Source organism: Paraburkholderia bryophila (assembly GCF_013409255.1).
In the GTDB taxonomy this organism is placed as follows: Bacteria; Pseudomonadota; Gammaproteobacteria; order Burkholderiales; family Burkholderiaceae; genus Paraburkholderia.
Genome location: NZ_JACCAS010000001.1, coordinates 886,266 through 899,944, shown reverse-complemented (window position 1 = coordinate 899,944; position 13,679 = coordinate 886,266). Strand labels below are relative to the sequence as shown.

General features: G+C 63.9%; 12 protein-coding genes and 1 pseudogene. 8 read left to right on the top strand and 5 right to left on the bottom strand.

Going from position 1 to position 13,679, the window contains the following annotated elements:
* The first annotated feature begins 2 nt into the window (after positions 1-2).
* The 4 genes from thrC to GGD40_RS03860 all read left to right on the top strand — a co-directional run bounded on the left by thrC (position 3) and on the right by GGD40_RS03860 (position 3,733).
* On the top strand, positions 3-1,454 hold the full coding sequence (gene thrC, locus GGD40_RS03875; RefSeq protein WP_179742829.1) for a threonine synthase: 1,452 nt from the start codon (positions 3-5) through the stop codon (positions 1,452-1,454).
* A gap of 243 nt (positions 1,455-1,697) precedes the next feature.
* Entirely contained in the window at positions 1,698-2,936 is a 1,239-nt protein-coding gene (locus GGD40_RS03870) for a molybdopterin molybdotransferase MoeA (protein ID WP_179742828.1), read from the top strand.
* Positions 2,937-2,962: 26 nt separating this feature from the next.
* Positions 2,963-3,220, top strand: coding sequence for a molybdopterin converting factor subunit 1 (moaD, locus tag GGD40_RS03865; RefSeq protein ID WP_035550499.1), 258 nt, complete (start codon positions 2,963-2,965; stop codon positions 3,218-3,220).
* A 36-nt stretch (positions 3,221-3,256) separates the two neighbouring features.
* Positions 3,257-3,733, top strand: a complete 477-nt coding sequence (locus tag GGD40_RS03860) for a molybdenum cofactor biosynthesis protein MoaE (RefSeq protein WP_179742827.1) — start codon at positions 3,257-3,259, stop codon at positions 3,731-3,733.
* 155 nt (positions 3,734-3,888) lie between these two features.
* On the opposite strand, the gene GGD40_RS03855 is transcribed toward GGD40_RS03860, so the two are convergent.
* Positions 3,889-4,440 (bottom strand): group III truncated hemoglobin, encoded by a 552-nt coding sequence (locus GGD40_RS03855; protein WP_179742826.1) that lies wholly within the window; start codon positions 4,438-4,440, stop codon positions 3,889-3,891.
* A gap of 445 nt (positions 4,441-4,885) precedes the next feature.
* On the opposite strand from GGD40_RS03855, the gene GGD40_RS03850 reads away from it, so the two are divergent.
* Together GGD40_RS03850 and clpB are read left to right on the top strand one after the other, a co-directional pair.
* On the top strand, positions 4,886-5,395 hold the full coding sequence (locus GGD40_RS03850) for an Rrf2 family transcriptional regulator (RefSeq protein WP_179708740.1): 510 nt from the start codon (positions 4,886-4,888) through the stop codon (positions 5,393-5,395).
* A gap of 119 nt (positions 5,396-5,514) precedes the next feature.
* Positions 5,515-8,112, top strand: a complete 2,598-nt coding sequence (clpB, locus tag GGD40_RS03845; RefSeq protein WP_179742825.1) for an ATP-dependent chaperone ClpB — start codon at positions 5,515-5,517, stop codon at positions 8,110-8,112.
* A gap of 136 nt (positions 8,113-8,248) precedes the next feature.
* On the opposite strand, the gene GGD40_RS03840 is transcribed toward clpB, so the two are convergent.
* Complete coding sequence (locus GGD40_RS03840) at positions 8,249-8,677, bottom strand: YidB family protein (RefSeq protein WP_179705064.1); 429 nt, start codon at positions 8,675-8,677, stop codon at positions 8,249-8,251.
* 198 nt (positions 8,678-8,875) lie between these two features.
* A pseudogene (locus tag GGD40_RS36630) lies at positions 8,876-9,098 on the bottom strand (helix-hairpin-helix domain-containing protein); the annotation flags it as partial.
* A gap of 337 nt (positions 9,099-9,435) precedes the next feature.
* Between GGD40_RS36630 and GGD40_RS03835 the strand changes: the two are divergent.
* Both GGD40_RS03835 and GGD40_RS03830 read left to right on the top strand, forming a co-directional pair.
* Entirely contained in the window at positions 9,436-9,885 is a 450-nt protein-coding gene (locus tag GGD40_RS03835) for a MerR family transcriptional regulator (RefSeq protein WP_179705063.1), read from the top strand.
* A complete protein-coding gene (locus tag GGD40_RS03830; RefSeq protein ID WP_179705061.1) occupies positions 9,882-10,319 on the top strand; it encodes a carboxymuconolactone decarboxylase family protein in 438 nt (145 codons plus the stop codon). Before GGD40_RS03835 ends, GGD40_RS03830 begins: the two co-directional genes overlap by 4 nt.
* A 165-nt stretch (positions 10,320-10,484) precedes the next feature.
* Here the strand turns inward: GGD40_RS03830 and GGD40_RS03825 are convergent, their stop codons facing one another.
* Both GGD40_RS03825 and GGD40_RS03820 read right to left on the bottom strand, forming a co-directional pair.
* Positions 10,485-11,864, bottom strand: a complete 1,380-nt coding sequence (locus tag GGD40_RS03825) for an MATE family efflux transporter (protein ID WP_179705059.1) — start codon at positions 11,862-11,864, stop codon at positions 10,485-10,487.
* A 2-nt stretch (positions 11,865-11,866) separates the two neighbouring features.
* On the bottom strand, positions 11,867-13,624 hold the full coding sequence (locus GGD40_RS03820) for an ArnT family glycosyltransferase (protein WP_179705057.1): 1,758 nt from the start codon (positions 13,622-13,624) through the stop codon (positions 11,867-11,869).
* Positions 13,625-13,679: the final 55 nt, after the last annotated feature.

The window sequence follows — 13,679 nt, the reverse complement described above, 5'->3', positions numbered from 1 at the left end:
CTATGAACTATCTTTCCACGCGCGGCGCCGGAGCCGGCGAGCGCCACACCTTTTCCCAGATTCTGCTGGGCGGTCTTGCGAAAGACGGCGGCCTGTATCTGCCGGCTGACTATCCGCGCGTTACCGCCGACGAACTGACGCGCTGGCGCACGCTGCCGTACGCGGACCTCGCGTTCGAGATCCTGTCGAAATTCAGCGACGACATTCCCGCCGAAGACCTGCGCGCGCTGACCCGCAAGACCTACACGGCCGCGACCTACTGCAACGTGCGCGACGACGAAAGCGCCGCGCAGATCACGCCGCTGAAGACGCTCGGCGTCGAGAACGGCGCGCCGCTCGCGTTGCTGGAACTGTCGAACGGGCCGACGCTCGCGTTCAAGGACATGGCGATGCAGTTGATCGGCAACCTGTTCGAGTACGCGCTGGCCAAACACGGTCAGACGCTGAACATTCTCGGCGCGACCTCGGGCGACACCGGCAGCGCCGCCGAATACGCAATGCGCGGCAAGCAGGGCATCAGCGTGTTCATGCTGTCGCCGCACAAGAAGATGAGCGCGTTCCAGACCGCGCAGATGTACAGCCTGCAAGACCCGAACATTTTCAACATCGCGGTGGAAGGCGTGTTCGACGACGCGCAGGATATCGTCAAGGCGGTCTCGAACGACCACGCGTTCAAGGCGAAGCACAAGATCGGCACGGTCAATTCGATCAACTGGGCGCGGGTCGTCGCGCAGGTCGTGTACTACTTCAAGGGCTATTTCGCCGCGACGAAGTCGAACGACGAGCGCGTGTCGTTCACGGTGCCGTCGGGCAATTTCGGCAATGTGTGTGCGGGTCATATCGCGCGCATGATGGGTCTGCCGATCGAGAAGCTGGTGGTCGCCACGAACGAAAACGACGTGCTCGACGAGTTCTTCCGCACCGGCATCTACCGTGTGCGCAAGGCCGCCGAGACGTATCACACGAGCAGCCCGAGCATGGATATTTCGAAGGCCTCGAACTTCGAGCGTTTCGTGTTCGATCTGCTGGGTCGCGATCCGGCGCGCGTGCTGCAACTGTTCCGCGACGTTGAAGAGAAGGGCGGCTTCGACCTCGCCGCGAGCGGCGATTTCGCGCGTGTGCGGGAGTTCGGTTTCGTGTCGGGCAGCAGCAGTCATGAGACCCGCCTGGAAACGATCCGCGACGTGTTCGAGCGCTACGACACCATGATCGACACGCATACGGCCGACGGCCTGAAGGTGGCGCGCGAGCATCTGCAGCCGGGTATTCCGATGATCGTGCTGGAAACGGCGCAGCCCATCAAGTTCGGCGAAACGATCCGCGAAGCGCTGCTGCGCGAACCGGAGCGGCCGGCCGCGTTCGAGGGGCTGGAGTCGCTGCCGCAGCGATTCGAAGTGCTGCCGGCGGATGCGCAGCGTGTGAAGGACTTTATCGTCGCGAATACGGGCGGTTAAGTTTTTTGCGGGGGTGGGTGAGTCGAACGGCTCACGCATCTCGGCTGGCTGAATAGCTGGTTGGACGGGCTGGCAGGCTAGCCCGTCAGAATGCTTGCCGCCAACCCCCGCGGCAAGCGCCCCAAACACCATAAATCCCTCCATAACGCGCCGTGGCACATGCCGCCGGCGTCGGCCGCTACAATATTCCTTTAACCTGCGGCTTCGAAACCAGAGATGTCCACACCCACGCCCCGCGCTCCGATGCTCACTACCGCCGAAGCCTTGGCGACCCTGCTCAGCGCCGCAAGCCCGATCGACGGCACCGAGTCGATTGCCACGCTGGAAGCACTGAACCGGGTTCTGTCGGCCGACGTCATCTCGCCGCTCGACGTCCCGCCGATGCACACCAGTGCCATGGACGGCTACGCGATCCGCGTGGCGGACCTGGTGGACTTCGCGGCCGCTGGCAATAAGCGTTTGCCGGTCTCGCAACGCATTCCGGCCGGCCATGCGCCCGAACCGCTGAAGCCCGGCACCGCAGCGCGAATCTTCACGGGCGCAACGGTGCCGCCCGGCGCGGACGCCATCGTGATGCAGGAGCAAACCGAAGCCACCGGCGACCAGGTCACGATCCTGCACAGCCCGCAACCGGGCGAGTGGATCACGGCGCAAGGCGCGGACATTCGCAGCGGCTCGGTGATCCTGCCGGCCGGCACGCGGCTCACGCCGCAAGCGTTGGGACTGGCCGCCTCGGTCGGTTGCGCGACGCTGGCGGTGCGGCGGCGCGTCAAGGTGGCGGTTTTCTTCACCGGCGACGAACTGACCATGCCGGGCGAGCCGCTCGAACCCGGCGCGATCTACAACTCGAACCGCTTCACGCTGTGCGGTCTGCTGGACAAGCTGGGCTGCGACGTGACCGATTACGGCATCGTCGCCGATAAGCTGGACGCGACCCGCGCCACATTGCGGGAGGCCGCCGTGGCGCATGACCTGATCCTGACGTGCGGCGGGGTGTCGGTGGGCGAGGAGGATCACGTGAAGCCGGCGGTCGAGGCCGAAGGCCGTCTGTCGATGTGGCAGATCGCGATGAAGCCTGGCAAGCCGCTGGCGTTCGGTGCGGTGCGGCGGGGTGCGGCGCTTGAAGAGGCACCCGCGTCGGAAACGTTCTTTATAGGTCTGCCGGGCAACCCCGTGTCCAGCTTCGCCACGTTCCTGCTGTTCGTGCGCCCGTTCATCCTGAGCCTCGCCGGCGTGCAGACGGTTGCGCCGCGCATGCTGTCGCTGCGCGCGGACTTCACGCAAAGCAAGGCCGATCGCCGCAACGAATTCCTGCGTGCCCGTATCAACCCGGCCGGTGGCCTCGATCTGTTTCCGAATCAGAGCTCGGCCGTGCTGACGTCGACGGTGTGGGGCGACGGTCTGATCGACAATCCGCCGAACCACGCGATCAGCGCCGGCGAGACCGTGCGGTTCATTCCCTTTTCCGAATTGCTGAACTGAGGCCGGCACGCGCCGGCGGCATCCCGATGAAGATTCAATTGCGATATTTTGCGAGTGTGCGCGAAGCGCTCGATCTGGCCGATGAAACGGTCGACCTGCCGGACGGCATCGCCACCGTCGGCGACGTGCGTGCGTGGCTGCGCGTGCGTGGCGGCGCCTGGGCCGACACGCTGGCCGAGGGCCGCGCGCTGCGCATGGCCTGCAATCACGTGATGACGGACGCCGGCACGCGCGTTACGGAAGGCTGCGAGGTCGCGTTCTTTCCGCCGGTCACGGGCGGCTGATCGCGCGCAGCCTCACCCAACCACCAGGAGCCCCAGATGCCCGTTCGCGTCCAGACCGAAGACTTCGACCTCACCGCCGAGGTCGCCGCGTTGCGCGCGCGCAATCCGAAGATCGGCGCGGTGGCCTGTTTCGTCGGCACCGTGCGCGACCTGAACGAGGGCAGCGCGGTCGAAACGATGGAGCTCGAACACTACCCGGGCATGACGGAGAAGTCGCTGGAAGCGATCGTCGGCAGCGCGCGCGAGCGGTGGCCGGGCATCGAGGTGCTGATCGTGCACCGGGTCGGCAAGCTTTATCCGCTCGATCAGATCGTGCTGGTGGCGACGACCGCGGCGCATCGCGGGGACGCTTTCGCGTCATGTGAATTCGTGATGGATTATCTGAAGAGCGAGGCGCCGTTCTGGAAGAAGGAGAAGACGGAGGCCGGCGAGCGCTGGGTCGACGCCCGCGTCACCGATGACGCCGCGCTGGCGCGCTGGGGCATCGAGTCAGGGAACCGGACGGAGAAGTAAGTGTGCTGGTTCGGGGACGACTACGTCTCGCCGGACGGAGGCCGCCCAGGAGCGGCCTACCTTCGTCGGTCGGTCGCAGTCCGGCAGCTTGCAGGAACCGGTTACGTCCGCTATCAAGCCTTTAAGCGGCGTTTGGCTTAGCGAGCCAGAGACAATCACTCATCCCTTGCCCGGCCGATAATCCGCGTCGGAAAAGGCTCACCCGGCCCACCCGGCTGACGCGCCGCGTCATGGCCGTCCTCTTCATCCCGCGCGCGCTTTGGCGCGACGCGCTCCAGCAGCGCCTGCTGTTCCGCCGGAATCTTGTAATCCCAGCCGAAGCGACTCAACTGCAAACTCTGCGCGATGCGTAGCGCCGGTTCCATGAAACGGATCGCTGCGGCCGGCTCATAGCGCGACTCGACCGTATCCAGAAACAGATACAGCCAGCGACTGAAGTGCTGCGGCTCGACGCCTTCGAGCGGCTGATGCGCCTGCTGCACGTTGCCGCGATACTGTTTCGCGCCGAGCACCAGACTGCCCCAGAACAGACACATCTTCGGCAGATGCTCGTCCCAGCGGCCCGCGAGGCTTGCATCGAAAACCGGGCCGAGCAGCGCATCCGCACGCACGCGGTCGTAAAAGGCATAGACGAGATCGCGGACGTTCGCCTCGGTGGGCTCGGCGGCGCGCTCGACGGCCGTTGCGGCGGGGAAAGACGGGTTCATGCGGATTCCAGAAAATACGGCCAGCTGAATTGGCGAATGAGAGTGGCACATGATTGTGGCCAATGACTGCGGCAAATGCGGGCGGCAAATGAGCGCGGCCGGCAAGTGCGACCAGTCAACGCCGCCAATAACCGTGGCCAACGAGTATGCCAAATGCTTGCAACCCGCGACGTCTATCTCCACACCGCGCCACAGAGCGTCAGGAATGGCCTCAAAGAGGGGCAAACTCAAAGAAGTAAGCCGCGAAACCCTTCCTTTTCGTATGAATGAACTACGCGGGAAACGTTACCATTACTGCCGAAAGAGAAACTCCGTCTGTCAGCGCAAAACAATAAAACATGCGTTGCGCCTGCATCTTAGGGCGAACAGGCGGTCCCCGGCAACCCTTGCGTCGGCGCGGTTTTCCTCCGGATCGCGGCTTGCGCTCATCGTGATACCTGCACTTATGAGACTGACCGACTACACGGATTATTCGCTTCGCGTTCTGCTGTATCTCGCTGTCCGTGGCGAGGGCTTATCGACGATTCAGGACATCTCGGATGCATACGGAATATCCAAGAACCATTTAATGAAAGTGGTTCAGCAACTCGGCGAACTCGGCTGGGTCGAGACCGTGCGCGGGCGCAACGGCGGCTTGCGGCTGGCCGATAAAAGCAACGCGTTGACCGTCGGCGAAATCGTCCGCGCCACGGAAAGTGACTTCGCGCTGGTCGGCTGTTTTCCCGACCAGCAGGGTGCGCGCCGTTCGTGCGTCATTACGCCGCAATGCCGTTTGCGCGGCGCGCTCGAAGCGGCACGTAATGCCTTCCTTGCCGAGCTCGACCGGCATACCATCGGTGAAGTCGCGCAACCGCATGGGCCGCTGGCGGCGCTGCTGGGCTTGAGCAGCATCATCCCGATCATGCCGCTTGCGCCGGTTGGGCCGGCCGGCAGCAACCCCGCGCCGGTGTCCTGAGGACGGCCAGGCAGTTCGTTCGCGTCAAATGTTAAATAGTTGTCGCGAAGGGCAAAAAAGCGCTTGAAACCTGGAAAAAACGCCTCATTTTGGTGGTATTCGAAATTGGAGGTCTCTTGATGAGAATCGACAAACTCACCACTAAATTCCAGGAAGCACTGTCAGACGCGCAGAGTCTCGCGGTCGGTCATGACAATCAATACATCGAACCGGTTCATGTCCTGTCGGCGCTCGTCGCGCAGCAGGATGGTTCGGCACGCTCGCTGCTGTCGCGGGCCGGCGTGCATGTGCAGGCGTTGCAAACGGCGCTCAACGACGCGATGACGCGCTTGCCGCAGGTGCAGGGCACCGACGGCAACGTGCAGATCGGCCGCGAGCTGACGGGTCTGCTGAATCAGGCGGACAAGGAAGCGCAGAAGCTCAACGACACGTTCATCGCGAGCGAGATGTTCCTGCTCGCGGTGGCGGACGACAAAGGCGAAGCCGGCCGCATCGCGCGTCAGCACGGCCTGTCGCGCAAGTCGCTCGAAAGCGCGATCGCGGCGGTGCGCGGCGGCTCGCAGGTGCATAGCCAGGACGCCGAAAGCCAGCGCGAAGCGCTGAAGAAATACACCGTCGACCTGACCGAGCGCGCGCGCGCGGGCAAGCTCGATCCGGTGATTGGCCGCGACGACGAAATCCGCCGTTCGATCCAGATCCTGCAACGCCGCACCAAGAACAATCCGGTGCTGATCGGCGAGCCGGGCGTGGGTAAGACCGCGATCGTCGAAGGTCTCGCGCAGCGCATCGTCAACGGCGAAGTGCCGGAAACGCTCAAGGGCAAGCGCGTGCTGTCGCTCGATATGGCGGCGCTGCTGGCCGGCGCCAAGTATCGCGGCGAGTTCGAAGAACGCCTGAAGGCCGTGCTGAGCGATATCGCGAAAGACGAAGGGCAGACCATCGTCTTCATCGACGAAATTCACACCATGGTCGGCGCGGGCAAGGCCGAAGGTGCGATGGACGCGGGCAACATGCTCAAGCCGGCGCTCTCGCGCGGCGAACTGCATTGTGTGGGCGCCACCACGCTCGACGAATACCGCAAGTACATCGAAAAGGACGCCGCGCTCGAACGCCGCTTCCAGAAGGTGCTGGTCGACGAGCCGTCGGTGGAAGCGACCATCGCGATCCTGCGTGGCTTGCAGGAAAAGTATGAGCTGCATCATGGCGTCGATATCACCGACCCGGCTATCGTCGCGGCGGCGGAGCTGTCGCATCGCTACATCACGGATCGTTTCCTGCCGGACAAGGCAATCGACCTGATCGATGAAGCCGCGTCGAAGATCAAGATGGAAATCGATTCGAAGCCGGAAGAAATGGACCGGCTCGATCGTCGCCTGATCCAGTTGAAGATCGAACGCGAAGCCGTCAAGAAGGAAAAAGACGAAGCGTCGCAAAAGCGTCTGCAGTTGATCGAAGAAGAAATCGAGAAACTGAACCGCGACTATTCGGACCTCGACGAAATCTGGACGGCTGAAAAAGCCGCGGTGCAGGGCAGCGCACAGTTGAAGGAAGAGATCGAGAAGACCCGCGCGGAAATCGTCCGCTTGCAGCGGGAAGGCAAGCTGGAAAAGGTCGCCGAGTTGCAGTACGGCAAGCTGCCGGGGCTCGAGGCGCAACTGAAGGAAGTGACCCAGGCCGAAGCGAACGAGCAGAGCAATCCGACGCGTCGGCGGTTGTTGCGCACGCAGGTCGGCGCGGAAGAAATCGCGGACGTCGTGTCGCGTTCCACCGGCATTCCGGTCTCTCGCATGATGCAGGGCGAGCGCGAAAAGCTTCTGCAGATCGAAGAAAAACTGCACGACCGCGTGGTCGGGCAGGACGAAGCGATCACCGCGGTGGCCGATGCGATCCGCCGTTCGCGCGCGGGTCTGTCGGATCCGAACCGGCCGTATGGTTCGTTCCTGTTCCTCGGCCCGACCGGGGTCGGTAAGACGGAGCTGTGCAAGGCCCTGGCGTCGTTCCTGTTCGATTCGGAAGATCACCTGATCCGGATCGACATGAGCGAATTCATGGAGAAGCATAGCGTCGCGCGTTTGATCGGCGCGCCGCCGGGCTACGTCGGTTACGAAGAAGGCGGTTATCTGACCGAAGCCGTGCGTCGCAAGCCGTACAGCGTGATCCTGCTCGACGAAGTCGAGAAGGCGCACCCGGACGTGTTCAACGTGCTGCTGCAAGTGCTCGACGACGGCCGCATGACCGACGGCCAGGGCCGCACCGTCGACTTCAAGAACACGGTGATCGTGATGACCTCGAACCTCGGTTCGCACGTGATTCAGGCAATGGTCGGCGAGCCGCAGGAAGCGGTGAAGGACGCGGTCTGGGAAGAGGTGAAGCTGCACTTCCGGCCCGAGTTCCTGAACCGGATCGACGATGTCGTCGTGTTCCATGCGCTCGACCGCTCGAATATCCAGTCGATCGCGCGGATCCAGTTGCAGCGTCTGCACGAGCGGCTGGCCAAGCTCGATATGCAGCTGGAGGTGTCTGACGAGGCGCTCGCGCACGTCGGCAAGGTGGGCTACGATCCGCTGTTCGGTGCGCGGCCGTTGAAGCGCGCGATCCAGCAGGAGATCGAGAACCCGGTCGCCAAGCTGATTCTGGCCGGCAAGTTCGGTCCGAAAGACGTGATTCCGGTCGAAGTGGAAGACGGCAAGCTGGTGTTCGAACGCGTCGTGCATTGAGCGAAATGCGTTCGCGTCGGGCCCGGCTCGATGAATAGAAAAGGGGCAACGAAGTGGTCTTCGTTGCCCCTTTTTTTTCGCCCGATTTCCTTACCCGATCAACGGGTAGGCCCCACTAAATGCGAGCGTCGTGGATTCAGGCGTTGCCCTTGCCGAACAGCGCCGACAGGCCACCCAGCGCGCCGAGCACGGTCGTCGAATTGAGCTTGCCTTCGGCGGGCACTTCGCCTTCCGGCGTGGCGGCGTTGACGACGTGCGGCAGAATCTGCGACAGCAGGCCGGTGACCTGGTCCGGCTGCACGCCGGCCTTGGCCGCGAGGCTCGTGACGGCGTCCGAACCGAGCACGCTGTGCAGCGCGTCGGCCGAGATCGGCTGGTTGTCGCCGTTGCTGACCCACGACGTGACGACGTCGCCGAGGCCCTTTTCCTTGAAACGGTCGATCAGGCCGTTCAGCCCGCCGGGCTGGTTGTTGACGAATTCGAGGGCGGCTGAAACCAGGGCTTGCTGGCCGCCGCCTTCAGGCGATTTGCCAATCAGGGAACCGAGTGTGTCGAGTAGGCTCATGACGGTCTCTCTTGAATGCCGACGCGCGTTTGACGAGCCGGCGGGTGAAAACGCCGCGCGGTTGCGCGGCGCCGTGTGAAGCAGGTCTGGCGACGGTTAGACAATGCTGCTGCGTGTAGTGCAGCGCGGTGATGCTTGGATCACACACGCCACGCTTCACGCCTCGCACGGAACGCTCGCTGCCTGCGCTGCCCCGGGTTATGCGCCGCCTGAAGCTGCCGCGGCTGATGCTGCCTTGCTCTTCTTTGCCTTCTTCTTCGAAGCCTTGGTGCCCGACGCGTCGGCCGGCGCGTTGGCCGACGCTGTCGTTGCTGTCGTTGCTGTCGTCGCCGCCGGCGCTGCGGCCCGACTTCGTCGCGGCCGCAGCGCCGGTCGGCGGGGTGGCTGAACCGTTGATCGTCAGCCCGGCCGCTTCGAGGTTGAGGGCAAAAAAGTTAGCCGCGAAAGACAACTCAAGAAGACTCAGAACGATTCAGAACAACCCGGAGCGGTTCGGGACGACACACCTGTCAGCCGCGCGTTGCGCTTAAGCATAGAACAAATCGCGCGCCCTTATTTGCGAACGCGGACGATTTATACCGATCGATTTGTGACAAGTAAATCTGTGTGAACAAGATTTAAAGCTTTTGCCTGTCGAACAGGCATTGTTGAGTTTATCGATCCCATTGCCGCGCGCCACAAAAGAGAACGACACAGACAAATGACAGCATCGAGCTCTTGACTTAGAGTGCACTCGAAGTCCTAACCTGAGTTCCGTCATGTCGAATATCTCCCAGGCACTCACCATCGGCCAGGTCGCGCAAACGCTCGGCGTGTCCGCGCACACGCTGCGCTATTACGAACAGGCTGGCCTGATCCGGGCGGTCGGGCGCACGGAGGCGGGTCATCGCCTGTATTCGCCGGCCGATCTCGACTGGCTGCGCTTCGTGATGCGTCTGAAGGCGACCGGCATGCCGATCGCCGGGATGCAGGCGTTCGCGGCGTTACGCGCCGACGGTCAGCCGACCATGGGCGCACGGCGCGATTTGCTGGTGGCGCATCGGGATGCGGTTTTGGCGCGGATCGCCGAGTTGCAGATCAATCTCGGCGCAATCGTCGACAAGATCGCTTATTACGAAGCGGCCGCCCAAGCACCGGTAGCGGATCGTTCGACACGACACACCGACGAACCTCAGGCGCTTTCACATCAGGAAAAGGACTCACCATGAACCACGCACACAACGACCGCTACACCCGAGGCTGGGACAAACTGAAGGAAATCGACGGCTCGGCCGGCGAACAGGTTATCGCCGCGCTCGCGCCGATTGCGCCGGATTTCGGCCGTCTGCTGATCGAGTTCGGCTTCGGTGATATTTATAGCCGGCCGCAGCTCGATCTGCGGGCGCGTGAGATCGCGACGATTGCGTCATTGGCGACGCTCGGTTGCGCGCAACCGCAGTTGAAGGTGCATATCGAGGCGGCGTTGAACGTCGGCTGCACGCGCGAGGAGATCGTCGAGGTGTTTATGCAGATGGCGCTCTATGCGGGCTTTCCGGCCGCGCTGAATGCGTTGTTCGCGGCGCGTGAGATTTTCGAGCGGCATGATCGGGAGGCTGAGGCGGCGCAGACATTGTCGGCGCCTGAAGCGGCGCACGCCGGCTGAAATTTTCCCGTGTCGGCGGAGTAGGGGATCATAAGCGGCGGCTTCGCGCGGCCGCTTTTTACGAGTGCGAACGCAACTAACTGTCAGATAAGGCAAGCCACCTCGACACATGGCGCGTCGGTGGATGAGTTCGAGCCGGTGGCTACCAGCTCCCAACGTTCCTTATCAAACCGCCGAATCGACCGGCAGCCCCGCGCCCTCGCGCAAGTACCGCTTGCTCACCGTCCGCCAGTAGATGAGCAAGCCGATACCGGCGATCGCCAGACTCAAGGTATTCGCGACCCAGAAACCCCGTGCGCCGGTCAGCCACTCCGGCGTCACGCCGGTCACATTGAAGCCGAGCACGTACCCGCCGCCCAGCCCCACACCCCACAGCGCGACCGCGTAGATCACGGTCGGCACGACCGCCACCTTATACGCGCGCAGCACGAACGCGGTGGTGATCTGCAACGCGTCGAACAGGTGATAGCAGATGACGATCAACACCAGCGGTAGCGCCGCAGCCGCAACCTGCGCATTGGTCGTATAGCCTTCGATCACATACGGCCGCAGCACCAGCATGATCGCGCCGTAGCAGCAGGCGATGGCCATCGCCATCACGATGCCGTGGCGCGACAGCGTGCGCGCCGCTTCCGGACGATGCGCACCGAGCGCCTGAGCGACCAGCGTCGACGACGCAATGCCGATCGACAGCGGCGTCATATACAGCACCGCGCCGATGTTGCCGGCGATCTGATGACCGGCGAGCGTCGTCGTGCCGAAGCGCGCGATGAACAGCGCCATGAACGTGTACGACGTAACTTCGATCAGGTACGACAGGCCCATCGGAATGCCCAGTCGCAACTGCGCCGCCTGACGACGCCAGACCGGCCAGCAGAAGTGCGCGAAAATCTCGAACGGCTTGAACAGGTCGACGCGCGTCAGCAGCACCATGCCGAGCGTCGCGAGTCCCCAGTTGATGATCGTGCTGGCGAGCGCGCAACCCGGCCCGCCGAGCGCCGGCAAGCCGAACCCGCCGAAGATGAACCAGGTGTTGAGCGGGACCTTGAGCAGCAGCGCGCCGATCTGCAGGATCATCACGAGCCGCGGTTTGCCGACCGCATTGGTGATCGAACTGTAGACGCGAAACGTGAGGCCGGCCGGCAGGCCGAACGCCAGAATCCGCAGGTACGCGACCGTGCGCTCGTGCAGCGCCTCGGGCACGCGCGCCACGTGCAGCACGGGCCCCGGAAAATACAGGATCAGGAAGCCGATCACGGTGAGCGCCAGCGCGAGCCACAGCGCCTGGCGGACTTCTTCGCCGATCTCGGCGTAGCGGCGCGCGCCGTAGAGTTGCGCGGTGATCGGCTGCAACGCGGTCAGAATGCCGGTCAGGCCGATGTAGACGGAAATGTAGATCGACGAGCCGAGCCCGAGCGCGGCCAGATCGACGGCCGAATAGCGGCCGACCATCGCCGTATCGATCACGCCGAACGCGATGATCGCCAGTTGGCCGATCAGCACGGGCCAGGCGAGCGCGGCGATTTTCCGTACGTCGGCGAGCATGGTCAGTCGGGCTTCTTGTGCCAGTTGCGGCGCTTGACGACCGGCGGCTTGGGCCGGTCGATCCGCACGTACAGACGGAAGCGTTCGTCACGGTCGGCCACGCGGCGGCCTTCCCACACCAGCTTCCAGATGTAGTCCGGCATCGAGCTCGGCTCGCCGTATTCCTGGGTGTCCTGGCGCAGGATCACGTCGCAGTCCTGGTCGAACGAGAAGTGCATGTCGCCGAAATAGGCGAACGTCGCGATCTGCGCATTGCCCAGACGCACCGGCGAAATGCAGGTGTAGTCCTCCGGCAGATGGCTCGCGATCTGTTCGGCGACGTCTTTATAGGTCCGGCTGTAGTTGACGACCGGCAGCGCCAGCGTCATCAGCAGAACCCACATTAGCGTGGTGCCGGCGCTGGAGAGCACGACGCTGCGCCACAGCACCTTCGGATGACGCGCGAGGCGCCAACGCACCAGCACGAACCAGCAGACCGTCACGGCGACCGCGCAGACGAACGACAGAATCTTGAACTGCGGCGCGAAGCCCGGCGCGAGACGTGCGAGGTTGCGCGCGAGCGGATGCGGGAAACCGGTCAGCCCGGCCACGTAGACCAACCAGACGAAGCTGCCGAGGATCGTGAAGCTCAGGAGCGCGAACCAGTCGATCGCATTGATCGCACCGCGCTTGAGCGTGGGCAGCGCGAACGCGGCCAGCACCGCGAGCGGCGGCAACAGCAGCATGTAAAGCCGGTTCGACTGATGGCTTTGCAGGATCACCAGCACCAGCAGCGGTCCGATTACCGACAGCGGAATCGCCACGTGCGGCGCGCGCCGCAGACCCGACCAGCTGAACCACGCCCACAGCGCGAGCGGCCACGCGGGCCACGTGAAGAGCGGCAGGTTTTTCAGCGCATACGCGGCGACCGAGCCGGGCGGCCCAGCGAATGAACTCAAGCTGACGTGAACCCATTGATTCAGATACCAGACGGCGTCGTCGGGATAGGCGGTGAGCGCGGCGATCGGCCATGCGAGCGCCAGCACGAGCGCGACCGGCAAGCCGGCCAGCAGCAGCCAGCGCGAACGCGCCTCGCGCACGATCAGCGGCATGGCCAGCGTGCCGAGCAGCAGCGCGCCGACCAGCACCGGGCTGCTCGCCAGCGTGACGAGGCCGAGCGCGACGCCCCAGACGAGCGAGCCTTGAATCGGTTTGTCGATGGTGCGCACGAGTCCGTACACCATCATCGCGATGCCGACGAACTGCGCCAGTTGCGGGGTGGTCTCGTGGCCGCGTTCGGCCAGCCCGAAGCACGCGAGCAGGATCAGCAGTGCGCCGTCGGCGAGCGTGCGGCCGTAGTCGCGCGGTTCCGGCTCGCCGCCGAATGCGTATTTGAACGGTTGGACCTCGGCGCGCCGGCCGAGCAGGTAGGCGGCGTACCAGACGAATGCGCAAGCCGTGCAGAACAGCAGGCCCGTGAAAACGCGCGACGCGTTGCTTGCGTCGACCCACGGCGCGAGCGCGCGGATCGCGCTGGCGCCGAGCCAGTAGCCGAGCGGGCCGTCTTCGGTAATGTATTTGCCGACCAGGTTCGGCAGCAGCCAGTCGTGGGCGCCGCCGTTCGCCATGGTCCACATGACGCCGAAGCCTGCTGCGTCCTCGTTCTTCCACGGATCACGGCCGAATAGCCCGAACGATGCGTAGACGATACAGATGGTCAGCAGCAGCCAGCGCGGCAGGGCACTCGTCGCGGAGGCAGTGAGGCGAACGACAGGTCTCATGCGGTGTGTAGGTATTGGATGAGCTAACTTAAGCGGTGCAGCCTGGGACCGGACC